23 protein-coding genes and 1 pseudogene are annotated in these 24,058 nt (G+C 54.6%); 14 read left to right on the forward strand and 10 right to left on the reverse strand.

All coding sequences use genetic code 11. The features are described from left to right. Positions 1-1,388: 1,388 nt before the first annotated feature. Positions 1,389-2,699: a hypothetical protein gene (locus tag GEM_RS32410; protein ID WP_014900928.1), complete on the reverse strand. Its 1,311-nt coding sequence runs from the start codon at positions 2,697-2,699 to the stop codon at positions 1,389-1,391. Between the two features lie 876 nt (positions 2,700-3,575). Here GEM_RS32410 and GEM_RS32555 point away from each other — a divergent pair. From GEM_RS32555 to GEM_RS28625, 3 genes are all read left to right on the forward strand, one after another. After that, positions 3,576-4,079 (forward strand): DUF6471 domain-containing protein, encoded by a 504-nt coding sequence (locus tag GEM_RS32555; RefSeq protein ID WP_041490874.1) that lies wholly within the window; start codon positions 3,576-3,578, stop codon positions 4,077-4,079. Between the two features lie 132 nt (positions 4,080-4,211). Beyond that, positions 4,212-4,430, forward strand: a complete 219-nt coding sequence (locus GEM_RS32560) for a BPSL0761 family protein (RefSeq protein ID WP_014900929.1) — start codon at positions 4,212-4,214, stop codon at positions 4,428-4,430. Positions 4,431-4,520: 90 nt separating this feature from the next. Further along, the gene (locus tag GEM_RS28625) at positions 4,521-4,859 is read left to right on the forward strand and encodes a hypothetical protein (RefSeq protein ID WP_014900930.1); all 339 of its coding nucleotides are present in this window, start codon (positions 4,521-4,523) and stop codon (positions 4,857-4,859) included. Positions 4,860-5,100: 241 nt separating this feature from the next. On the opposite strand, the gene GEM_RS30765 is transcribed toward GEM_RS28625, so the two are convergent. Together GEM_RS30765 and GEM_RS28635 are read right to left on the reverse strand one after the other, a co-directional pair. Continuing rightward, positions 5,101-5,559, reverse strand: coding sequence for a hypothetical protein (locus GEM_RS30765; RefSeq protein WP_014900931.1), 459 nt, complete (start codon positions 5,557-5,559; stop codon positions 5,101-5,103). 117 nt (positions 5,560-5,676) lie between these two features. Then, a complete protein-coding gene (locus GEM_RS28635) occupies positions 5,677-5,979 on the reverse strand; it encodes an H-NS histone family protein (RefSeq protein ID WP_014900932.1) in 303 nt (100 codons plus the stop codon). A 313-nt stretch (positions 5,980-6,292) separates the two neighbouring features. Between GEM_RS28635 and GEM_RS30770 the strand changes: the two are divergent. The 11 genes and pseudogenes from GEM_RS30770 to GEM_RS30780 all read left to right on the forward strand — a co-directional run. Next, positions 6,293-6,454 (forward strand): annotated as a pseudogene (locus GEM_RS30770) (porin); the annotation flags it as partial. A gap of 405 nt (positions 6,455-6,859) precedes the next feature. Next, positions 6,860-7,660, forward strand: a complete 801-nt coding sequence (locus GEM_RS28640) for an SDR family NAD(P)-dependent oxidoreductase (RefSeq protein WP_014900934.1) — start codon at positions 6,860-6,862, stop codon at positions 7,658-7,660. A 55-nt stretch (positions 7,661-7,715) separates the two neighbouring features. Beyond that, positions 7,716-8,279, forward strand: a complete 564-nt coding sequence (locus GEM_RS28645) for a TetR/AcrR family transcriptional regulator (protein WP_041490876.1) — start codon at positions 7,716-7,718, stop codon at positions 8,277-8,279. Between the two features lie 174 nt (positions 8,280-8,453). Beyond that, positions 8,454-9,134, forward strand: coding sequence for a DsbA family oxidoreductase (locus GEM_RS28650; protein ID WP_014900936.1), 681 nt, complete (start codon positions 8,454-8,456; stop codon positions 9,132-9,134). A gap of 119 nt (positions 9,135-9,253) precedes the next feature. Then, positions 9,254-9,814, forward strand: a complete 561-nt coding sequence (locus GEM_RS28655; RefSeq protein ID WP_014900937.1) for an OsmC family protein — start codon at positions 9,254-9,256, stop codon at positions 9,812-9,814. An 81-nt stretch (positions 9,815-9,895) separates the two neighbouring features. After that, on the forward strand, positions 9,896-10,999 hold the full coding sequence (locus GEM_RS28660) for an alkene reductase (protein WP_014900938.1): 1,104 nt from the start codon (positions 9,896-9,898) through the stop codon (positions 10,997-10,999). Between the two features lie 187 nt (positions 11,000-11,186). Then, entirely contained in the window at positions 11,187-11,528 is a 342-nt protein-coding gene (locus GEM_RS28665) for a carboxymuconolactone decarboxylase family protein (protein ID WP_014900939.1), read from the forward strand. 54 nt (positions 11,529-11,582) lie between these two features. Beyond that, positions 11,583-12,764 (forward strand): MalY/PatB family protein, encoded by a 1,182-nt coding sequence (locus GEM_RS28670; RefSeq protein WP_014900940.1) that lies wholly within the window; start codon positions 11,583-11,585, stop codon positions 12,762-12,764. 93 nt (positions 12,765-12,857) lie between these two features. After that, positions 12,858-14,321, forward strand: a complete 1,464-nt coding sequence (locus tag GEM_RS28675; protein ID WP_051138026.1) for an amino acid permease — start codon at positions 12,858-12,860, stop codon at positions 14,319-14,321. 153 nt (positions 14,322-14,474) lie between these two features. Continuing rightward, a complete protein-coding gene (locus GEM_RS30775; protein ID WP_014900942.1) occupies positions 14,475-14,693 on the forward strand; it encodes a tautomerase family protein in 219 nt (72 codons plus the stop codon). A 444-nt stretch (positions 14,694-15,137) separates the two neighbouring features. Further along, a complete protein-coding gene (locus GEM_RS30780; RefSeq protein WP_014900943.1) occupies positions 15,138-17,042 on the forward strand; it encodes a sigma-54-dependent Fis family transcriptional regulator in 1,905 nt (634 codons plus the stop codon). An 87-nt stretch (positions 17,043-17,129) separates the two neighbouring features. On the opposite strand, the gene GEM_RS28685 is transcribed toward GEM_RS30780, so the two are convergent. From GEM_RS28685 to GEM_RS28710, 7 genes are all read right to left on the reverse strand, one after another. Continuing rightward, a complete protein-coding gene (locus GEM_RS28685; protein ID WP_014900944.1) occupies positions 17,130-18,281 on the reverse strand; it encodes an alpha-hydroxy acid oxidase in 1,152 nt (383 codons plus the stop codon). A 118-nt stretch (positions 18,282-18,399) separates the two neighbouring features. Beyond that, positions 18,400-19,149 (reverse strand): TSUP family transporter, encoded by a 750-nt coding sequence (locus GEM_RS28690; protein ID WP_041490878.1) that lies wholly within the window; start codon positions 19,147-19,149, stop codon positions 18,400-18,402. Positions 19,150-19,266: 117 nt separating this feature from the next. Then, on the reverse strand, positions 19,267-20,586 hold the full coding sequence (locus tag GEM_RS28695; RefSeq protein WP_014900945.1) for an MFS transporter: 1,320 nt from the start codon (positions 20,584-20,586) through the stop codon (positions 19,267-19,269). Between the two features lie 108 nt (positions 20,587-20,694). Beyond that, positions 20,695-21,012: a Rieske (2Fe-2S) protein gene (locus GEM_RS32565; RefSeq protein WP_420358932.1), complete on the reverse strand. Its 318-nt coding sequence runs from the start codon at positions 21,010-21,012 to the stop codon at positions 20,695-20,697. Between the two features lie 19 nt (positions 21,013-21,031). Continuing rightward, the gene (locus tag GEM_RS30790; RefSeq protein WP_014900947.1) at positions 21,032-22,075 is read right to left on the reverse strand and encodes an FAD-binding oxidoreductase; all 1,044 of its coding nucleotides are present in this window, start codon (positions 22,073-22,075) and stop codon (positions 21,032-21,034) included. A gap of 12 nt (positions 22,076-22,087) precedes the next feature. Then, positions 22,088-22,552 (reverse strand): aromatic-ring-hydroxylating dioxygenase subunit beta, encoded by a 465-nt coding sequence (locus GEM_RS28705; protein ID WP_014900948.1) that lies wholly within the window; start codon positions 22,550-22,552, stop codon positions 22,088-22,090. Between the two features lie 51 nt (positions 22,553-22,603). Then, positions 22,604-23,821 (reverse strand): aromatic ring-hydroxylating oxygenase subunit alpha, encoded by a 1,218-nt coding sequence (locus GEM_RS28710; RefSeq protein WP_014900949.1) that lies wholly within the window; start codon positions 23,819-23,821, stop codon positions 22,604-22,606. Positions 23,822-24,058: the final 237 nt, after the last annotated feature.

Here is a 24,058-nt window from a genome sequence, read left to right on the forward strand (position 1 = left end):
CTCCAATTGCGACCGGTGCGACCGCATTTGGTTAAACCGACAATCGATGAAATTCTCGACTCTATTTCGCCAGTGTGGTAGCGACGGACTGTTTGGCCATCCTCGCGTGATAGGAAGCGAGAAAATCCAAGTGCCAGGGTATTGTTGTCGAGCACATTATCAAGGGAGCCAACATAGGCGGACAAATAATCGACATAATTTCTGATCCCGGCGGGTAGCAGCCACGCTGAGTCGCATTTTTTATAAATTTGTGATCGTTTTGACAGAATTGGATGGTGAGGATGTTTTAGTAGGTAGGCTGTAAATACCTCGCCTCTGCAAATCGAGGATATGGATAATAGTCCATGCTTCAAGAGGATAGGGGCTTTCATAAGTCGAGAGGTAATATTACGGCTAGTCGCAAATAATGTGACGAGGGGTATAAAAATGTGGCGGGCGCACATGGTGCGCTAAAGCTAAATCAATGAGATAGTTGACGCCGGACTAAACGGGAGCGGTGACCTTTTGCGCGTCGTGGTAGCGCATACTCAATTTCGGACAGTGCGAGCCGTAAGAGCGCAATCTCGATCGGATGTGCGCACAGTTCGGAGTGGGTGACGCATTTGAGTACGTGTGTGATCATGCAGTTCGAACTGAACCACATGTTCAGTCGAATATCCTCGAAGCCCGACGAAAAGACGGCCGCGAAGTCACGTGCTAAAGCCGATCTCTTCACTCTATTATTTTCGGACATGTACCCGCGTTCGCGGAGCATTGATATCGTCGTGGCGAGTTGGCATTGGCTCGAGGTAGAGGACAGGAACGTAAGCATCATTTCACTCAAGCGAACGCTGTTTCTTAGCCGGCACGTATCCGGAGGCGCAAACATGTTGAATTCGTACCAACTGCATGCGTCTGCCAATTTATAGCGACAGCCGTGTATCGGGCAGCGAGTTTGTAGGGGAATGCATTGAAACGAAAGCGAGCAGCGCCTGCCGACGGAGGACTCTGTATATTCGCTGCAATCCGGACATTCGACTCCATAGCGGTTAGTCGAATGCAGGTGAACCGGCAGCGTTGGACCACACGCGCGGCTCTTGACCCCGTCGCAAACCTGAGCTTCCATCCGGCTGGCCATAGCGGCCGACATGCACCCAAGATAGAGCGGATAGAGCGTTCGCTCCGTCAGCACTTGTCGAGGTCCCCCATAGAAAGAGTCGGTGAGTGCACAGAATCGAGAAAGGCGGCACGGGCACGTTTGAAGTAGCTTCGGGCCGTCACGAACAAGTTGGCGGTCGACAGTACGGACTTTCAAATCTCTTGTGGTACTAGCGAGCGCTGTCATCAGACTAAACGGAGTCTCGTATGGCATGGCTGCGTAAAGAGTTCGAAACATGATGGCCTCCTCGTCACAACGGCTCCGGCATGAGATGAGTTGAAAAAAGTTCTTCGAACGACAACCAGTCGCCATGGCGCATGAGACTGGACGGCCGGAACTTGCTCGGCCGCTCGCGGATACTACGGATTGCGTCAATGTGAGGCTGATCCATTACGAGAGACGACTTACCATATTTGTCGAAGAGCTTTCTGTCGAAGCTCGTGACTTTCATGATGAGAAGATGTTGAGCGATGCCGGTTAGTACCTTGGCCAGAAGGCCTGGATAGCCTTGTGTCAACGCGTAGGCGTCCTCGGGTAACCATGCGGGCATCTCTCCTATGCCGGCAACGCCCATGGTCGCAGCGAACTGAGTTTCGCATATTGCAATCCAATGTGAATTTCGAGCATTCAGCGGTGGCGAAATCTCGAGGACACCGGCTGAGGTCAGGTCGCTCAATGATCCGGATAGTCTTGCAAGCGACAGCGCCGCCGCTCCCGGCGTGGGGAGGCATATGACGGGTATGCCCGTCGTCCGCGTAAACTGCGCGATCACATTCCAAGTATGGTCAGCGGCCGAAGACGTCACATTCTCGACGTTTATGCGGTCTACGATCAGCAAACCCAGGTGAACGGCAGTGCCCAGCGAGCAGATGGCCGGAATGCCATCGCGTTCCCGAAACCAAGGGAATCGTGTCGAATTCAAATAGTCTGTGTTCAGAGCCGAGTCGATTGCACTTATGAAATTCGTAATCAGTCCGCCTGGATCGCCTTTGATGGGCCAAGGCACACGTAACACTCGGAGCTGCGGATATTCGGCTAGCCCCTCGCCCACGGTTACACGAGCAGAAACCAGTTCGCGCTGGAGGAACGATTGGATTGCTTCGCAAAGTACAGTCCGCCCCATATATGCAGGCACGGCGACTACCATCCCCCGGGCTTTGGCGCGAGGCGCGATGCCGGCGCAGCTCGGAATGATTTTGTAATGTGCCCGTGCGCTCGGCCGATGATGGAGAAAATTGTTCGTGGTAAGGACATGGCGCCGGTAGTCGAATTTGCGGAGGTCCCTGTCGCGATAAGAATCGCGAGCTTGTGCAATCACATGGACGAGCACGCGCGCAAACTGCGAGTTAGGCACGATCGCATGCTTCGATTGTCGGATCACAATCTCCGCGTCAGAAAGCCCGGTCACATCGTGCTCGAGGTAGTTCTCGGCGACCATATGCAACGCTTCTTGTATGGAAGGGACCGGAGGCAGGTTTGCAAGAAGCGGATTCTCGTCGTCCGGCAGTGCATCCTCACGAAGCACCGGTTCGGAGGCGCGCGTTGTGAGGTTGTGATTCATTTTTCGTCTCCTCGAGCACGACGCGCTTGTGAACGAGCGGCCGGGCATTCTGAGATGCCACGCGGGCACGCGGGAAGAGCGAGTCGGTTTGCATGGAGCCGACGGAGGGCAGCGATCGCAACCCCGCTCAAGCGTGTGCCGGATATAGCGGCACGCGCTCGCGGTGAGGTCGCTGGCAGGGGGGCGCCTACGTCTGCGCGCGCAAAAGGAGGCCTACGTAAATCGTGCGTTAGCTGCTGCGCGAAAAGGCAGAGATAACAGGACGGTTCGGGATTTCTTGCCATAAATCGTTTTCGTACAGACGTGTCTTGACAGCGCCTCCCGGTCTATGGCATCCTGCGCGCGTGTAGGTAGCACAGGTGGGCCTCTACGGGGGCGCACCGAATAAGCGCCCAAGGATTGCCGTCCTTGGGCGTTTTTTCTGTGAATTCGCTCAGGTAATCGTAAGGCTAGTGTTCTCTCTCGATTGATGGGGCGGAGCAAGCCGCATCCCGCCAGTTGACGGGTACGTATAACTTAAAATAGAATATTGTCTACCAGACCCCAATTTGCGCGGGGGGATCCGATACTGCCATGTCATTGCTGCGGCCGTCAAGCATCTGTTCGCTTGTCGGCCTGTTGGTGCTTAATCGGCGGCGTATACCGCGTTTCTGTGGCGATGCTGTGCTTTGTTGCGGCTGCCACCTGAAGTTGTGCGGCTGGCCTTGTAGTATTCTGATTTTTGTGGGGACGTCGCGGTGACAGAGCAGTACGCCGCTGCGGAGATGGGTTGTCCTTCCCGCGTTCCGCGAAGTGATCGAAAGTGAGGCTTTCGTCACAGTTCAATTTAGTCGGAAACCTTCAAATATCAAGAGTTCCGTGAGCGGCGAGACGGATATGTCCTGGGCTGGTTTGGCTTCCCGTGTAATCCGGGTCGCGCTAGCTCGAGAGGATTGCAGCTACGGAGAACTAATCGAAGCGCTGGCTGCGATCGACGTCCACGAAGACGAGCGCCCGCTAATCGCGCGTGTCGCGCGTGGCTCCGTCAAGTTCACTTTGCTCCTTCAGATCATTCATGCAACAGGGGCACATCCTCCAACCTTATGGGCTGAGGCGCTAGCATCGCAAGGTACCTGGGAGGCCCGTGCGCAGGCCGTTCTAGCGGCAGAGTTGGCTAAGCAACCGTGGGTCACGCCAAACGAATTGCTGCACCGCCTTGCAGTTGTAGGGGTGAGCACCACGGTGAAGACGATGATCTCGCATCTGTCGGCCGGAGACTTCTCGCTGACGTTCTTTCTTCAGTGTATGGCCGTGCTCAGAAGCCAAAGCATGGACGCGTATGTTGATTCTCGCGCCCTCGTTTCGGCTGCGATGCAGGGTGTCCCCCCTACATCGGCGTAGTGGTCTCCCGCCGAAGTCGCCTTGCCAATCACGGGTCAGTGGCTAGAATGAAACCGTATATTGGTAACGGTTTTGGATTGCGGGTCAATCGAGTCCGGCGATTGAGCGGAGTCGCCTAGGGGGGGCAGAGCAATGACGACGCCGAGCGAGCGTACGGCCGCGGTGCTTAGGACTCGCGCGTTTCTGATGGCGCTATCGAAGCCATCAGTCAACGCCGTACCACGAGACGTAGTCTTGGCCGCCGAAAACCTGCTACGCCACTATCCGTCGTTGGCAGACATCGAGCTGACGTGCGCCATGTATCCGACGTGCTGGGAAATGCCGGCGATGCGCCCGAAGCCCGACCGGTGAAGAGGCCGGTGCGGCGCCGGACTCTTCGGCTCACGGATTGCTCAATTGTACTTTTGTACGCCGAAAGCTCAACGAGCACGGGAGACTGTCATGCCAATCTGGAGACTGCCGCCCTCGGACGAAGCGCCTGACGTCACGCTATCGAGTTGGCGCATCCTCGAGATAGACGCGGGGACCCGACATTTCGTCGGTGCCGATGCGCTCGGTTTCACGGGCCGCGTCAGTTCCGCGATTACTGTTTTCGACCGCGGCACCTTGCGGGGTCAAACGCTATCGGGTCGGGTTTATCAACTGGTCGGCCAGGATGGCTGGTCGCTCGATGCGGAGTATGTGTGGAAGCGGTGGTGCGCGCTGAACAACGTGAAGTCGTACTCCGACGTCACCTCGCAACTACTCGCTGGAACTGGCGATAATTGCCACGTGCGATAGATAGTGCGCAAGCCGCAATGAGGTGACTGATCGTCGCGGACTCCAGGGCCTGCAGACGAGGTAGACGGATTCCCAAACATTGCTGACGCGGCGTATCGATGTGGTCCGCAGACGTGGACTTGCAGCCCCGACTACCTCGACGAATCTGGTCGGCCACGGACAACAATGGGCAACGGAGTTGCTTGTCGATGTGGGAAACATGCTGGACTTTCTGGATGTCCAGAAGTCCAGCTCTTGGCGATTAGTTATACAACTTCACGATCTGTACGAAACCGTTCTGCAGTCGGCGAACACCGAAATCATGACCAACTGCTTGACTGAAGGCGAAGCCGCCAAACTGAACGCCACCGCCAAACGTGACTCCCGGTGTCATTTGAGTGCCGTTGACGTCAATCGGAACCTTCGGGGTGAGGTTTCCATTGGCGTCGACAGCAAACAACTCGTCGAAATGCGCGCGCACTACTCCTTCGGCGTCCGGTGTCGGTGCCGAAGGTACTGCAGATTGTTGAACGCTTGTCTGCTGCGCCTGGCTGACTGATCCGCTGGCCGAGAGCGTCTCGGATGCTGCCTGGCTCGGCGTTGGCTGAGCCGACGACTCTGCCGCCGAATTCGGTTCGTTACTGTCGTGCTTCTCACCACATCCCGACATGATCGCGACAGCGATCAGCGCGGGGACCAGCACCACTTTATTCAATTGCATTCGTAATGTCCTTGGAAATATCAGTGACCTGACATACGGACATAACGGCACTTGGTAATAAATCTTTACGCCGCCCGTGGTATTAGCACTTCGTGTCCCAGCTTGTTGACGGCGAGATCACTTTTGAACGAGGAATCGGTTGCGATTCTTTGCGTCCTTGATCCACGCCGGCGCGCGACCGCGGCCCGACCAAGTCGCGCCGGTCTTCGGATCGCGATACTTCGCCTCCACCGGAGCCGCTGCCTTTTTTGTTCCCGCTCGGCCGCGACGAGCACCGAAGATGTCCTTCTCGGTAATGCCGTACTCTGCGACCTTGGCGCGGATGTCGTCGACAACGGCTTGGAACTCCGCAAGGCGAGCGGATTCGGTCTTCTCAGCCAAAGCGTCCATTTGGGCTTTCAGTTCTTTGTAAGTCGCCATGTTTTCCTCCACTGGTTGTGTTGCGCAAATGATAGCCGGTTTGATCTGAGGCGGGGAGTAGGCCCTCGGTTGGCCACGCTAATACGCACATAAAGGCGGCGCGTGGTTGAGATGTTCGTTCGGGGACATGCTTCGGCTAGTTCCGAGACTTATCCCGACAAGATGCGAACCGCGGTCGATAATCGGCAGCTCGGCTACAAGAAGCCCGCGTTTTTTGCCTCGCTGCGTGTGTCCAGCTACGAAGTGAATGCGGCCAGTTACTGGAAGGAACTAAGGGCGGCTCGTGATGGTTAAAAGCTGGATCGCCTGCTCCGGCCGTAAAGCCTCCGTCGGTCTGTCGAGCAGCTTCCGAACGGTCACGCTGGGTTGTCAGTACGCTTCTGTCGTCGAGTTCGTCGGCCCGCACGAGGGAGGCGCCCAGCGGGGCGGCTACATCGCTGCTCACCCGGGCGACCACGACAACTTCAATAACGCTTAACCGGAGCGGCTTCGATTATGCCGAGTTGTCGCCAAGCCCACTAACTTAAGATTGGGGCGAACGACGGCCACGTGGAGATAAAGGCGCACCTGATAGGGTGCGCCGGCGCGGGCTGACCGGTTCCGAAGATTCAGGCGAGTCATTCGTATTGACGAGGCATCTTCCGTGCATGTAGGCGCATCAGAGGCGCCAAGCGGCGGGCAAGGCAGTATGTGCGCGGACGTCGGCTGCATGAAGCGCGGCCAGTGCTTTCTTAAGATCCGAGCCGCGCTTCCCGGGAATTCCATGTTGCCCATTTTTGGAGGGGCGGCGAACGTGCTTGACAGGAGGTCTCGTTGCGCCTAGGATTTCATCCAACTAGTTGGTATGTTTCGATGTGTCACTTTTTAAATGAGGCGGACCATGCAAGCACAAGCAAAGCAATTTGAGGGTCGGAAACTCTTGGTTGTTGGCGGAACGAGCGGTATTGGACTCGAGACGGCTCAGATGGTTGCACAACAGGGTGGGGCTGTCGTCGTCGTTGGTAGCAAAGCCGAAAAGGCGGAAACTGCTCGCAGGCAACTAGCCGCGATCGCTGGCGACGAGAAGGCGTTTGCCCTCACGGCTGATTTGTCAAACTTTGAGAGCGTGCAATCGCTTATCTCCACACTCGCGAGCGTTCATGGTGACATCGATCTTCAGGTGAACTCCGCTGGGATCTACTACCCCAAAGCGTTTCTTGAGCACGCTCCAGACGATTACGACAACTTCCTTGGCTTGAATCGCGCCGTATTTTTTATTACCAAACAGGTCGCTCAGTCGTTGGTCGCTCAGAAGAAACCGGGATCTATTGTCAACGTCACGGCGGTCGCAGCAAGGCAGGCCATTGAAACTGTTCCGGCTTCGGCTTATTCCATGGCAAAAATCGGACTGGATGCGCTGACAATCCATGCGGCAGCAGAACTGGCGGAACACGGCATCCGCGTCAATTCTGTCAGCCCCGCCATCGTGGAAACCCGGATTTTCGAGCGATTCATTCCTGGGGAACAGCTGGATGGTGCTTTGAACGACTTCAATAGCTTCCATCCGCTTGGTCGTAACGGGACTCCGCGTGATGTCGCGGAAACCATCGTCTTTCTCCTCTCGGATAAGACTTCGTGGGTGACTGGCGCGGTTTGGGACGTGGACGGTGGCGTGATGGCGAGTCGTAAGCTGGGGAAGTAAATCTCGACAACGGCTAGAATGGTCACTTTAGCCGAGCGTAGACAGAAGAGGACGTATGGCAGTTGGAACACGGGAGGCATTGGTGCGTGCGGCGGAGGGTCTGATGCGCACCAAGGGCTACGCTGCGTTTAGCTACGCAGATCTTGCCGAAACGGTCGGGATCAAAAAAGCCAGCATACATCACCACTTCCCCACGAAGGAAGACTTGGGGGTGGCTATTGTCGAGGCTTATGTCGCGAAAGTACGTGGTGAGTTTGAGCGTATTGAGCGCGAACATGCTGACGCAGTGCGGCGCCTAGAGGCGTTCTTTTCGGTATTTCGTGCTAGCAGCGAAGGCGGGCTACTGCCCCTTTGTGGGGCGCTGGCCGCCGAGATGACCGTACTTCCTTCGGGATTGCAAAAGCTCACGCAGCTGTTTTTCGATATGCAGTTGACCTGGCTGACCAAGGTTCTTGACGGTGGTGTAAAGGCCGGAGAGATTCAAGCTGGCCCGGGAACCAGGCAAAAGGCGTTTCAGCTACTGAGTCTGTTGGAGGGAGCCAGCTTCATTAGCTGGGCGATGCGAGACGGCGAAACTCTCGACCGCAGCATCATTCGGCTGATTATTGAAGAGGCGTAGCTAGCAACCTACGCCAATTGGCGAACGTAGTTTCAGCTGATTTTTCGGGACCATCGTCGACGCCGGCATGGTTCCAATTTTTGGGTCTGGAAAACTACCAACTAATTGGTTGTTTTTGATGTCAGGCGGCAGTTCGACCATTTGGACGGACTTTTCATTTGCAGGAATGGAGTCATGAAGCAGGTCAACGTAGAGCTTTGGTCGGATTTCGTCTGTCCGTGGTGCTGGATCGCCAAGCGGCGATTCGAAAAAGCAGTGTTTGGGTTGACGGGACAGCTTGAAGTAATCGTTACCCCAAGGGCGTACCGCCTAGCAAAGGACGTTGCGCCCGTGGATTTCAAGGTGGTGCTCCACCGGAAATTCGGCAACGTGGCTGCAGCTGAGCAGATGATGGTTGCAGTCGCGGAGAACGGGGCTGCGGAGGGCTTGACGTACAACTTCAACACCATGCGTTTTGGCGATACGAGCGACGCCCACGCGCTCGTCAAGAGTATTCGAGCACCAGAAGACCGACTGCGAATCATTGAGCGCATCTACCAGGCCGCTACCACCGACGGAGTCGATATTTTCGACAGAAATGTGCTTGCCTCCCTCACACGAGAGATAGGCCTTTCGGAGACTTCGTTTGATTTCGACTTTTCCGAAATTGCGTCAGAAATCGCTAAAGATGAACTGATGGCGAATCGGATTGCGAACGGTGTGCCTTTATTCGTATTTAACAACAAGTTTCATTTATCAGGGGCGCGTGAAGTCGCCGTATTTGAAAAGGCTCTGATAGAAGCGGCGATTGACGTGGCGGAGCCAGCCGATGATGTGGCCACGGCGAGTTGTGGCATCAATGGGTGCACAACTTAGCCCGCCGTGGCGTCAGACTGCAAGCAACACCTGGACCCAGCTGTAGCGATGAACCCAGTTGCAAACTTGCTGAAACTATTCCGTGCGCGATGGCGCATTTAGTAAGGAGGATTATCCAAATGAGCACCAAATTGAACGGTATTGATGTAGCTGCCCTTCAGGATTTTGCGCAAGGTGTAGCAAATGCTACAGATGCTTCCAAGCGCAGCGCCCGATTCAACGTCAAGACGAAATGGGAGCATCAGACCCGGTCGGTTGCAACCGTGAGCCGATACTCGCTGCTTGGAGTTGAGTATCCGCGGCACTTTGAAATCGCGGCAGATGAGCCTACGGAGTTTCTCGGTCAAAATTCCGCACCGAACCCTCAAGAGCTTCTTATGGCCGCACTCAATGCGTGCCTTTCTGTTGCCTACGCCGTCAATGCAGCGGCGATGGGTATCACCATTCATAGCCTCGAGATCGAGACTGATGGGGAACTTGATCTGCGCGGCGTTCTCGGCCTGGATGAGAGCGTCAATCCTGGCTACGACCAGGTGAACTACGTCGTTCGACTGGATACCGATGCCCCGCGTGAGAAGGTTGAAGAGCTTCACCAAGTCGTTACCAAGACCTCTGTGAATCTGGCGAATTTCTCCAAGGCCATTCGCATGGTATCGAAGTTGGAAATTAAAGAATCCTAAACTAAGGATCACCTCCCACCACCATCAGATTGAAACCAAGCGGCGGCGCTCGCGCTGCTGCTCCCCTGCTTGAGGTATGAAATGAGCAAGTTGTTCTCCCAGTACGATCTGTCCGGCATCGAATTGGCCAATCGAGTTGTCATGGCACCGATGACCCGCACACGGACGCCTGATAATGTTCCGAATGAACTGACCGCCCAGTACTATGCCCAACGGGCGTCTGCTGGCCTGATTGTTACCGAGGGCTTGCCGATCTCTGATGAGGGCCGCGGTTATCTGTACACCCCCGGCCTTTACACAGACGAGCAAACAATGGCTTGGCGGAAGGTCACGGAAGCCGTGCACGCGAAAGGAGGGAAGATTTTCGCGCAACTTTGGCACGTTGGGAGAATGTCGCATATCTCCCTTCAACCCGGCAACGCGGCGCCGGTGTCCTCAGGCGAAGTACCTGCGACCAATACGACTGTCTATGCATGGTCGGAACCCGGAAAGGCGGGGCCCGTAGCGCCGAGCGTACCCAGGGCGCTCAGTACTGAGGAGGTCCGACGTGTCACGAGGGACTTCGTTGAGTCCGCTTTGCGAGCAATCGATGCTGGATTCGACGGAATCGAAATCATGGCTGCGAACGCCTTCCTGTTCGATCAGTTCCTCAGCAGCGAGTTGAACACGCGTACGGACGAGTACGGTGGCTCTATCGCGAATCGTCAGCGCTTCCTTCTGGAAACCATCGATGCGATCGCTGACGCAATCGGTGGGTCGCGAGTCGGCGTACGAGTATCGCCGTTCGGGCGCCTCTACGACTTGCGTCCGTATGCGGGCGAGGAAGAAACGTGGATGAGCGTCGCGGCAGTTCTCGACGATAGGGAACTGGCTTATGTGCATCTGAACTATCAGCCGACCATTACTGCTGCTGAGGTCCCTGCCGGATTTGGCGAGCGATTCCGACAAGTCTATAAGGGCACCCTGATTGCTGCGGGTGGTTTCGATCGCGAGCTTGCCGAAAAGGAGCTCCAGAAGGGCGATCTCGACCTCATTGCATTTGGGACTTCGTACATCGCGAACCCTGATCTCGTTGAAAGAATGAAGAACGACTGGCCGCTCGCAGAGAGCGATCGCTCGACATTCTATGGCGTCATCGGCTCCAAAGGTTACACAGATTATCCGGAATTTCAGTTCCAAAACTGATCTAAAGAGTCGCTCCGCCTATTAAGTTTATCTGATTACGGATAATTATTTTAATGGCGGGCGACTCGTTTTGGTGTTGAATTTAATGGTGGCGATGAGTTAATTTTCTATAACCATGTGGTCGAAGATTGGCATGGTTCCACATGTTTTGTGTTGTTCTGTTGTCACTTTATAAGGAGTTTTTCAAATGATGAACGATTGGAAGAGCGCGCTCGGAAATCTCGTCAAAGGTGTCGGTAATTTCGCGAAAGCGAACCCGCCAGTGGTCGAGGCATTCAACAAGCTCGAGAAAGCGACTGGCGACGGGGATGTATTGGATGCCAAAACGCGAGAGCTGATTTCGTTGGCTGTAGCGGTGACTACGCGCTGTGATGGCTGTATCTCTGCGCACGCCGCGGCGGCACAGAAAGCAGGGGCTAGCAAGGCCGAGGTCGCCGCGGCGCTTGGCACGGCGATTGCATTGAACGCTGGTGCTGCCTTCGTATACTCCACCCGGGCGCTCGAAGCATTCGACCAATTTGGTGAGTAATCGACATTAAATCCCTTGAGGACCGATGCGGTTCTGAATGAGAAGAGAGACGAAATGTACGATTTTGACGAGATTCTCGACCGCAGTCGGTCCAACTCGATGAAGTGGGCGCAGGCGCGGCAGTGGCTTACACCAGAGCAATACGCGGCGGATCCGCTGCCGATGTGGGTCGCGGATATGGACTTCCGCGTTGCCCCTCCGATTTTGGACGCGCTTAGCCGTGAGCTCGAACTGGGCGTGTTCGGGTACGGTGGAACACCAGATTCGTATCGTGAGGCAGTAGTGGACTGGCAATTGCGGCGTTTCGGATGGCGGGCCGTGCCGGAGTGGATCACACAGTCTCCGGGTGTAATCAGCGCGCTCAACATGGCGATCCAGGCTTTCTCGCGACCTGGTGACTTCATCTTGGTGCAGACGCCCGTGTATTTTCATATCCATTCTGACGTAGTCGTCAACGGGCGGCGTTTGGCACAAGCGCCACTCGTATTGAAGGGAGGCCGATACCACTTTGACCCTGAGGTATTTGAGGCCGCGATTCGTCCCGGAACCAAGCTGTTCATTTTGTGTAATCCACACAACCCAACGGGCAACGTGTGGACACGAGACGAACTGCTCACGATGGCATCGATCTGTGAGCGCCACGGAATCCTGGTGATATCCGACGAGGTACATCAAGATCTGATCTTCGGCAACGGAAAGAAGCATGTTCCATTTGCCTCGCTGAACGACGCCGTTGCTCAAAACTCTATCGTGTGCACGGCACCGAGCAAGACTTTCAATATCGCCGGACTCTCCTGCGCCAACATCTTCATCCCGAACGAGCGGCTTCGCCAAACCTATCGTGCGCAGGGTGAAAGGAATGGCTCTTTCCTCGTCAATACGATGGGCACCGCTGCTTGCGAAGCGGCGTATCGACACGGCGAACCGTGGGCGGATGCAATGCTCGAATACGTTCGAGGCAACCAGGAGCATTTCGCGAAGCGCATCAACGAACTCAACCTTCCCTTGCTTGTAACGCCGACTGGTGCGCTGTATTTGGCATGGGTTGATTTTCGGGGGCTTGGCATGGCCACTGCTGAGCTTCATGACCTCTTGCTGCGCCGAGCACGGCTGTGGCTTGATCCTGGCTCAAAATTTGGCGTGGAAGGAGAGGGTTTCATGCGCATCAATCTCGCGTGCCCGAGAAGTGTTGTAGACGAAGCCTTGTTACGCCTTACCAGTGCGTTGTCTGATTGACTATCTATCAGGTAGGTTGAAATTAGTAGTCCATATATAATATAAAGGAGACATCTTGTGGATAATTTTCACGAAAGCACAGCTGTTAGAGGGGTGTCAAGGCATGGAAGCCCCGTAAACAAGGAGGAATGGCTCAATTCTCACGAAAATGGTTATGAAAAGAAGTTAAAGCCTAGGCACGTGAGAATGATCGCAATGGGAGGCGCAATTGGAACCGGCTTGTTTCTTGGAGCCGGAGGGCGATTGCAGAGTGCGGGACCGGCGTTGGCACTCACATATCTTGGTTGTGGTGTATTCGCGTTCTTCATTATGCGAGCACTTGGCGAGCTCGTCATGCATAGACCGACATGTGGGAGCTTCGCGTCTTATACCCGTGAGTTCATGGGAGAGCGAGCTTCATTTGTCACGGGCTGGATGTACTACTTAGCATGGGCGGCCACCGGCATCGCCGATAGCACGGCTATCGCAATCTATCTGAAGTACTGGACCATCTTTTCGGACGTACCCCAGTGGGTGATTGCCTTGGGAGCACTCACTCTAGTGTCGGCCACGAACATGATCGGCGTGAAGCTCTTTGGAGAAATGGAGTTCTGGTTCGCCGTTGTTAAGGTTGGTTCAATAACACTATTTCTGGTTATCGGGACATTCTTTCTCGCAAGCGGTCATTCCGTCGATGGGCATGTGGCTGGGCTACAGCTCATTGCGAAAAATGGCGGAATCTTTCCGCATGGTGTCCTGCCTGCAGTTCTTATTGTGCAGGGGGTAGTCTTTGCCTACGCCAGCATTGAACTCGTTGGAGTCGCAGCGGGTGAAACTGAAGATGCACGCAAAGTGTTGCCGAAAGCGATTAATAGCGTTATGTGGCGAATCGCGCTCTTCTATGTCGGATCTGTGGTGCTTCTGGTCATGCTTTTGCCTTGGACAGCCTATAGCGCGCACGAGAGTCCGTTTGTAACGTTTTTCGGCAAGCTTGGAGTGCCATACATCGGTGACGTTATGAACGTTGTGGTGCTCACTGCAGCGTTTTCAAACCTTAATGCTGGTTTGTACTCCACTGGACGCGTGCTGCGGTCTCTCGCGATGGGGGGATCAGCGCCTCGATTCGTCGCCAGGATGAATGCAAATGGAGTGCCCTATGGAGGCATCGCGGTAACCATCGGGCTCATTGCAATCGGCGTTCCGTTGAATTATGTCGTCCCGCAGCAGGCATTTGAGATTGTTCTCAATGTTGCCGCAATCGGAATCGTGACGACATGGGGATCCATCGTTGCTTGTCAGATTCTGTTTCGACGTGCAGTAAATCGCGGGGAGCTTCAGGGCGTCTCGTTTCGCATGCCTGGCGCGCCATTTACGTCGTGGCTTACGTTGGCATTTCTTTGTGGCGTAGTAGTTTTGATGGCCTTCGACTATCCTAACGGAACGATGACTTTTTCAATGATCCCAGTACTGGCCATGGGGCTGGCCATTGGTTGGCGCATTGCAAAACGCAGGACGTCATATCAGAAAGGTCAGTTTGATATATCGGCTTGTACGCAAGTGGACAGAGTGGATGGTTAGTGAGCATGTGTGGAGGATGGTATTAAGAGGGGGCTATCTTTTGAAGGGGGTATTTATAGGTCGTGTGGCTTGGGAGTGAAAGTTCGTTTTCCTGCGTTTCTATCGAATGCAGCTATCGTTAACTTGTCGCAGTATCGAATAATGGAGGGTTGTATGCCGTTGGTTACTATCAAGGGAATTGAAGGTGTTTTCAGCTCGGAAGAAAAGCAAAAGGCTATTCGTGCAGTCCACGATGCAATGGTATCAATCGAAGGAAAAAATATGGAGGAGGTTACTTGGGTGATATTTGAAGAAGTGAAATCTGGAGACTGGTCGATCGGCGGGAAAATGTTGACCGCTGCGGATGTGAAAAAAATCCAGGCTGGAGATTGACGTGTTGTTCAGCCGTCGTCTGCATCGATGGATGATGGCTGACTCTCAATTTGTATGAACAGATCACGGATCTGCGCCGAATGTCTCCCGATTCGGAGCCATAGTTGAGTATCTTTGTGCCACTTACGACCGCGGACGCGGCTCTCTTTACGCCGGCCACACTCTCTCTATGGGTAGACTCCTGAACGCGCGTTGCATGCATTGAGTTCGCGCCCGCAACTTGCTGCTAGCTGAGCGTTCGTTGCATCAACATTTTGCTGCGCCGCAAAATCTACACGAGTTGGCGAGGACACATTTGATTGCGCCCGGTGTGTGATTGCGGCGTAGAGGGTCGCACCACGCTGTACGAAGTCGCACCGATATGCCGCAGACCCGCTCTAAGATTAAACTAGGCAGCGGTAAGGTTTGCCGTATGTGTACTCCCCAATACAGTCGGAGACGATGGTGCCCCTCGAGATCCACCGCGCGAAAGGTAGCGCGTTAGCGGCGCAAACAGTGCGAGCGTCTTGGCAGCGTTCGGGTGCAGCAGGACTTATTGAGACGCAATATATCCGCCCGCCGGTTGTTTCCCGCGACGACATACTTGCGGCAAAAGACCGCAATTGCAAACTTCTGAAGTATGGCGAGCCATCGGTCGAGAACTCATACGAACAAGTGGCGGGCACCTGTAGTGTGGTGTTGCTGGCGGATGCCACAGGAACTATTCTCTCGAGTAGAGGCGATGATGAGTTCATGCTAGGGGAGCAGGGGCGATTTTTTCTTCCCGGCGTGTGCTGGTCTGAAAGAGTCGCTGGCACTAACGCAATCGGCACGTGTCTGGCCAACCGGGCGCCGATTAGTATTGACATGGCTGAACATTATCTTATCCAGTATCGCTCTCTTTGTGGCTCGGCTGCTCCGGTTTTCGACTCTGGGGGGCGGATTGTCGGCGCAATAGCTGCATACAGCACAAATACGGCTACACAGTTACATACGCTTGCTTTTATCCGAACCGTCGCCATCTTGATCGAAAATCGGATGCTAGCGCGCGAGATGGCTAACGAGATCATCATTAGCTTTCATCCAATCGCGGAACACATCGGCACTATCAAGCAAGGGATTGTGGTATTTGGACATAATGGAAGACTATTGGGATTGAACAGCGCGGCGCGCTCAATCTTGCACATCGATTCGCAGGAGGAGGTCACAAGTCGATTCGCAGAGTTGTTTGCCTTCGACTTCTCTCTGGAGAGCTTGGTCGAAAAAGTGCATGCTAGCGGAAACTGCCAGTTCACGGCATTGCTCCGAGATGGCCGCGAAGTGACGCTAGTGGTCAGCATTGGCGCAGCCAGTGACTCTGCTTCTTCGCATCAGCGAGCAGTGACGACTCAACCATTGTCCAGCCAGTCATCTTCCCGCGCAAAACGTGAGCATTTTCTTCTTAAAGATCTTGACCTTGGGGATCCTCAGATACAGCGTGCGATTCTTAAGGCCTCGATGATTCTTGGCTCGGACATCCCGCTTCTTATTGAGGGGGAATCAGGTGTCGGCAAGGAAGTATTTTCGGCAGCATTTCACAATTCCGGTCCGCGCAACGGCGGACCTTTTGTCGCCGTAAATTGTGCTGCAATTCCGGAGGGGTTAATCGAGTCAGAATTGTTTGGGTATGAGGAGGGGGCGTTTACAGGGGCAAAGAAAAAGGGGTATCCAGGAAAGATTTTGCAGGCAAATCGAGGGACCTTATTTCTTGACGAGATTGGGGATATGCCGATTTCTTTGCAAACCAGACTCCTCAGAGTGCTTCAGGAGCGACAGGTGACGCCACTTGGCAGTACCCATAACACACCCGTGGATGTCTCTATTGTGTGTGCAACGCATCGGTCGATGCGTGCGGAGATTGCTGCGGGCCGATTTCGGGAAGATCTCTACTATCGGTTAAATGGTCTTCGTATTCACCTTCCCGCACTTCGGGAAAGAAAGGACATAGATCGACTTATCGACTTTGTTATCGAGACGGAGAGCGGCGGCCGAAGAATCGATGTTGCTCCAAACATTCGCAGTGCGCTTCGTACGCATCCATGGCCAGGTAACATCAGACAGCTGCAGATGGTTCTGCGTACGGCGCTTGCAATTCTGGGTAACGGCAATCATCTAGAGCTGCAGCATCTACCCGACGAATTCCTGCAGTCGGAAGAATCGAGTGATTTTTCCATCGGGACCGCACGCTGCGGCGACTTGGCGCACATCGAGCTGGAGGCGATGCGAAGGGCAGTAGATACCGCTGGCGGCAATATGTCGGAGGCTGCGCGGACGTTGGGTATCAGCCGAAAGACACTGTACCGAAAACTGAAAAGGACGCCGCCCAAGTAGTTGGCGAGCAAACCGGTCGATATACTAAACGATCCGAGATCGACGGTGGCGCGATACATGTCCATTCCACCGCCGGGAAAACACATCCTAAGTGATGGTCGGCGGTAGGAGGATGTCGCGGTTCACTGAGCGGATGGTATTGCGGCCGCAGAAGGCCATGGACAAGTCCAACTCACGCTGAATGATAGAGAGCGCGACCTCTACGCCCTTCTGACCCATTGCGCCCAGCCCGTAGAGCATGGCGCGGCCGATGTAGGTGCCCTTCGCGCCAAGCGCAATGGCCTTGAGCACGTGCTGGCCACTGCGGATTCCACCATCCATATGCACCTCGATCCGGCTGCCGACGGCATCGACGATGGAGGGTAGTGCGGAGATTGAGGAGGGCGCGCCATCGAGTTGCCGGCCGCCGTGGTTGGAGACAATGACTGCATCCGCCCCTGACTGAGCTGCGAACTCCGCGTCCTCGACATCCTGTATCCCCTTGAGTATTAGCTTGCCGTTCCAGCGGCTCCTGATCCACTCCACGTCATCCCAGGAAAGGCGCGGGTCGAACTGCTTCGCTGTCCACTCCGAAAGCGAGCCCATGTCCTGTACCCCCTTGACGTGGCCGACGATATCGCCAAATTGGCGCCGTCGGGTGCCCAACATGCCGAGGCACCAGTGTGGCTTGCTCATCAGGTTCAGCATGTTGACTAGCGTAGGCTTTGGCGGCGCTGACAAGCCGTTCTTCAGGTCCTTGTGGCGTTGCCCCAATACCTGCAGGTCAAGTGTGAGCACAAGCGCAGAACAATTTGCTGCCTTAGCGCGCTCGATTAGATCCTCGACGAAACCTCGATCGCGCATGAGGTACAGCTGGAACCAAAAGGGGTGCTGGTTCGTTCCTTCGGCAATGTCCTCGATCGAGCAAATGCTCATAGTGGAGAGCGTGAAGGGTATGCCAAATTTCTTTGCCGCGCGCGCGGCAAGGATCTCGCCATCAGCATGCTGCATGCCGGTAAGACCAGTCGGTGCGATCGCCACGGGCATTGCCACCTCCTGACCGAGCATCGTGGTACGCGTGCTTCTGTTGTCGATGTTCACGGCCACACGCTGGCGGAAAAGAATGCGATCAAAATCCGTCTCGTTCGCACGGTAGGTACTTTCGGTCCACGAACCTGAGTCGGCGTAGTCATAAAACATGCGAGGTACGCGCCTTTTGGCAAGCTTGCGCAGGTCCTCGATAGTCGTAATCACGTGCATGGCGCTCTTATTTCCTGAAGAGTTTTTTGAGTGGCGAAGCAGAGCCGCGAATAGTGGCGCGACAGCCGCGCGCGGAACGGTCAAGTAGCAAGCGGCAGCTCGCAGAAACGATAGGCAATCAAGACCATGCCATAGCGAAGATGCATAGGCCCATCGTGGAGAGGAGTAGAAATGCACAGCGCCGCACCGTTAGTTCCGAAAGTTTTGGTGGGTACCGAAGAAACAGCGCCGTTGTGACTACCACCACCGGTATCGATAGCAATCCCAACCAGATGGCATTCGAATCGACCGACCCATCTGCCAGCAGAATGGTGAATCGCATCATCGAAACAGCGCCAAAAATTCCCAACAAGGTCAGTCGTACTTGTTCGAGTGCTAACGGCTGCACATAGAATTGGTAGATGATGGGTGGGCCCGGAACGCTGAACAGACCGCCAAGAATGCCACCGAATCCACCGGCGATAACAAAGCTGCTTGGTGCCGACGGGATAGAACGAACCTTCGGTCGTAACCACAACATGGCGCCAGCGAGCAGGACGACCAGACCGAGGGCGAGCTGCAGCAGATGTGTGTTGCGCGTACTGAGAGCATCAAGTAGCCAGACGCCGACCGGTACCCCCGGAACGACACCGAGAAGGGTGCGAGCGAAGAGCTTCCAATTTAGATGATGGAGATTTCCGCGAAGTGTCAGCGCCGTATTCACCAACGTCATGATGTTAATTGCGGTGGCTGTGGTCTCGAGCTTCACGATCTGAAGGAGCGCGACAGCACCGAGGACGAAGATGCCCAGAGCAAATCCCGTAAACGTCTGTAAGTAGCAGCCCACCGCCACGATGCAAAGGAAACCGATACAAGAAGCACTATTCAAGGTAATCCCCAGGAATCGCGCTCGTCCGATGCTCGATCGGATGTCGTCATGGCCAATGAATGCGCCGGCTAAATGCAAAGGCGGGAGTGAGCCGCCTTTGCTGCTATCAGAGAGGTGCTACACTGCGTTGGCATTCGCAGCTCGGTCGTTTGAGCGATTCGCCTTTCGGCGACTCAACGCCACAAGCCCCGCAAGTCCCAGCACTTCGGAGACAATGACGAGCATAGAAATCGGCCAAGTTCCGAACTTGGGAAGTACCGCAGTCGCGAAGAGGGGCACGAGACCACCGATGATGGTCGCAACCTGGCTACCCAGAGAGATACCCGTATACCTGAGTTGCTCCGGGAAGAGTTCAGTGAAGTATGCCGGCATTGCGCCCCACATTGCCCACAGCGGGCCGCCCATTACCAACATCGCAAGCCAGACCCATTTGATCTCTGCTTGATCCACAATCCTGAAGAATGGGAACGCCACTGCAGCAAGGAACAGGAATCCAACGAGGAAAATAGGCTTCTTTCCGATTCGATCCGATAATGCACCTGCTGCAATAATGCCGAAAGTGAGAAGTACATTGACCAGTACTACCCCAAGCAGAACCATCGATCTATCCAACTTCAGGATGGATGTAGAGTAGTATGTGAGGAATACCCAAACCGTATAGAAGGGTACGGTAATCGCTCCTAGATAGATAAACGCAGTGTACACAACGACACTCGGGTGGTCTCGCAAAACTTCAACTACTGGAAATTTCGCAATCTTCCCAGCAGCCTGCACGCGACGAAATGCAGGGGTTTCGGTTACTTTGAGGCGAATATACAGACCTGACAGCATCATGATAATGCTGACCAGGAAGGGAACTCGCCAACCCCAGCTAATGAATGCCGACTTGGAGAGAAAGTACGACGCCCCGAATAGTACGGCCGTTGAAAGTGCGAGTCCTATCGTAGAGCCCATCTGGACGATGCTGCCGAAGAATCCACGTCTGTCAGCGGGAGCGTATTCGACCGCCATTAGTACGGCACCACCCCATTCACCGCCAAGTGCGATTCCTTGTAGAAAGCGGCAGCTAGTCAGTAGAATTGGGGCCCAGATTCCGATCGTTTCATAGGTTGGGAGCAACCCAATCGCGAATGTCGAGCCACCCATAAACGTTAGAGTGGTGACGAGCATGGTTTTCCGTCCGATCCGATCGCCGAAATGTCCGAACAGAACCCCGCCTAATGGCCGGGCGACAAACCCGACCGCCAATGTGGCGAATGAAGCGAGCGTCCCGGCGATGGAGGAGTAGGCTGGAAAAAACAGGTGACCGAAGACCAATGCTGCAGTGAAGCCGTACAGGAAAAAGTCGTACCATTCCATAATGGTACCGACCATGCTAGCGGTTGAAACCAATGCAGGAGACGCTTGAGTCTCACTGCTTTGAAAATTGCTGACCATCTTTTGTCTCCTCATGACCGACTTTGTGGGGAATGAGTTGATGGTGCGCCGTGAACGGTCGCAGTTATTTGGGGCGGAGGCAGTGCAAGCTAGGGGTTGCGACCGTAGCTACGAATCATCGACAGGGTCCACGTAGATGGCGTCTCCTTCGACGTCGACCCTGTAGACGCGGAGCGGACACTCTGCGGCCCCTACCGGTTCTCCTGTCGCGATTTTCCATTGCCACATGTGCTGATGGCAGGTCAGGACTTCTCCGTCAAACAAACCTTCTTCCAAGCCTACTTCCTGGTGTGGACAGACACTATCGCATGCGTAAATATGATCTTCCACTCGCAGCAACAGAACGCGCGTTCCCTCTCCTACGGTGAAAGCACTCATTCCATTTTCCGCGATGTCTTGCCGATTGCAAACAAAATGACGAGTCACTTTGCGTCCCTCCTAAGCATCAGTTGAATTTGTCGTATGAAATACTTTTCGGACTGAGCTTGGCTTGGATTATTAGGCCTCTCATTGCCGCGTCAACGGACGGAGGCGGCCCTGCCAGAAAAGCGTGAACGTCAGAAAGTCGTCCCATCATTTGCGTCAGCGCGATTTCGTGTACGAAGCCATGAGCGAATGAAAGCTCCGGATACTGGTCTTCGGCCTCGGGCGGAACTGCCTCATCGGAAAAGCAGACAATGACCTCGAGTGAGCCTGAAGACAAATTTCGTAGCTCAGCAAGGCGATTCAGAAAGAAAGCGCCGCGCATGGATCGCACGCCGAAGAAAATAGAGCCGGTTCTGTCTGAGAAATAATCGAGAGACTCTGCGTGGGAGATTATCGACATCATTCCGGCAATTCCGCTACCTCCGGCGATGCAAAGGAGATGCTTTCGTTCAGCGGGTTTGAAAACTGCCCGACCAAATGGACCAATCACGCGGAGTGGATAGCCAATCGGTCTCGACGTGAAGAGTGTGTCTGAGAATTCGCCGCCAGATCTCCTCTTGATGAGAAGCTCGAGTCTTCGCGAGTCACGTTCAAAATTCACGATTGAATACGCTCTATACCCCTGAATGCCTGGTATTCCGACGAGCACGAATTGACCAGCCTCATAGTTCATCGGCTTATTCAACTCGATTTCCCAAGAGGCAACATCGTGAGTCAGAAGTTGCCATTTCACTACCGTTGCTTCGACTTCAAACGGGGTGAACGTGTTCGGAGGTATCCGATGTATCGACTCCCTTACCTCAATTGCGCAATCACTTTGAGGCCTGCATTGGCACAAGAGGATTTCGTCGGTCTTGCCGACACCACATTTCTTTCCCGGAGCCGCCGGCCACAAATCTTCGACGGTTCCCGTCACGAGCCTAGCTCGGCAGGTACCGCAAGTTCCACTTGCGCACGCATATGGCAGTGAGTATCCCGCGGCGAGTCCGGCCACCAAGAGACTATTGTTCCCGTCGGCATTGACTTCATGCTGACCGTTTGCGGAGTTGAATGTGATCTTCATGATCCTGATGGCTCAGAACGGAACGTGATAACCTTTCCCGAGCATTCTGGTGTCCAGTCGTACTTCGCGGTCTACCAGAAATGCTCGTCCGTGCTCGTCGAGACGAACGTCGTCGATGTACTTGCCTACGGCAACGAGGGTAGTCGCCCCTCCTTGATGTTCGGTTCGGAATACCTGCAGAGCCGACATGACCTTCAGAATTTCTTCGCGCGCGGTATGCTCAATAGTGAAGATCGAGAAGTGACGCGTCAGGGGCGTGCGGTCCATGTTCTGCTTCGGAAGCAGATCAAAGAGATCTTTCAAGCCACGTTTGTCCTTCTCCAGCCACAGCATCTCTTTGCGGATTTCAGGGCTAAAAGTGGTGATCCGATACGTAAAGCTGTCATCACACAGTTCCAGGTATCTCGTGTAGTCGTCTGCATCGAGTGCCAAACACGTGTTGGCGACCAGTGCACGAATAGTGCTTTCAGTTTGCATGTCCAATTCCTGTCTTTGAAAAGGGGGATGGGATGTGAATGCTGTGTCACATCACATTTCGTCGAAAGGATCGGACGATTTCCGCCCCATGCGCCGACTCCACTCTTCATAGAAGTGACGCATGCCAACCTCGTCATGGATCTTGTTGTTTTCCACTCGTGCGTGCAGGATGACGGGAGCTTCAGACCGGTCAGACAACGCCATACCTTGTCCATGCACCCCCATGAGATCTTCCGGGAGATTTCGTCCAAATGGTCCCCAGATTGAGTTGTGCATGCGAACGCGAATTGCGCGTTCTTCCGGAGTGTCGGCCTTCAGGCCTAGGCCGCGGTATTCGATACACAGCTTGTCCGGCCCAAGAGGGAGCACCGTGTCGATGCGAAATGCAGGGGCGCGAATATTGAAGGTCGCTCCCGGGAACAGATCAACCAGCGCCCACCGATTGGGCTCCAGGCCGGGCCAGCCGAGGGTTTGTTTCTCGTGCCCCTTCATTGCGTCGTACTTCAGGGTCATGTCTGTGACTTGTGCATGACCGCCTTCGTAGCTGACGAACTGGCGATCGAAGTACCCGGGTTGCAGCATGCCGGTGACTCGATTGTGATAGTGCAGGTAGTCGTGATAAAGCTCCGAGTTGGTGTCGTGCCACAGCTTGTAGTTGCTGTCGACGACTGCTCGATGGTAGTGGAATACCTCGAGCGGCTCCGACAGCATTTCTTCCAGAGGATCGAGAGCTCCGTTCAAATAGTGTTCGAGCGTCGACGCTGAATCGTCGGCGGTCACCCACACGAATCCACCGTATGCAACCTCAGACCTAAATTCACGAAGCGAAAAATCGCACTTCGAGACACGATCCTGGTAACCATCCTTTTCTCGCGGAATATCTACGCAATTTCCACGTGAGTCGAATGCCCATGCGTGAAAAATGCATGTGATGCGCTTCGGTCCACCGGCCGCACTCGGTCCGGCAATAGACCCAGAGGCGTCATGAAGTAACAGATTTCCTCGATGTGGGCAGATATTGTTGAAGGCGCGAATCTTATTTTCCTCGTCACGGATGATGATCATGCTGTGGCCACCCGGATGCTCGTAAATACGGTAGTCGAGCGGTCGCGGCAACTCGCTTTCGTGACAAGCGATCAGCCAACATTTGTCGAAGATCTTTTGTTGTTCCTCCTTGAAGATGCCTTCGTCCGTGTAGATCCTGGGGTCGACGAATTGTGAGGCGGGGAGTGCTGGTCTCCGGGTCCATTCCGAGCCGTTGCGCGACATTTCTGCTCCTTATGAGAAAGTGGGGCGGGTGGGTGGTTTGCGCTTCTGCAACCGCACCTTCCGTGCCACTATTCGATGACTAAGGGAAAATGCCGACGTAATGGGAGGTTCGAGTCGCTATCAGTGGCACCCGACAGCGTTTTTGCAGATCGGGTTGGTTCGCTGACAAATGGCCACTGGGTCAAATTGACCCAGTTGGCCCATGCTGGCTGGGACTTTTGGATACACCTCGAACTG

The sequence above is a fragment of the Burkholderia cepacia GG4 genome, assembly GCF_000292915.1.
In the GTDB taxonomy this organism is placed as follows: Bacteria; Pseudomonadota; Gammaproteobacteria; order Burkholderiales; family Burkholderiaceae; genus Burkholderia; species Burkholderia cepacia_D.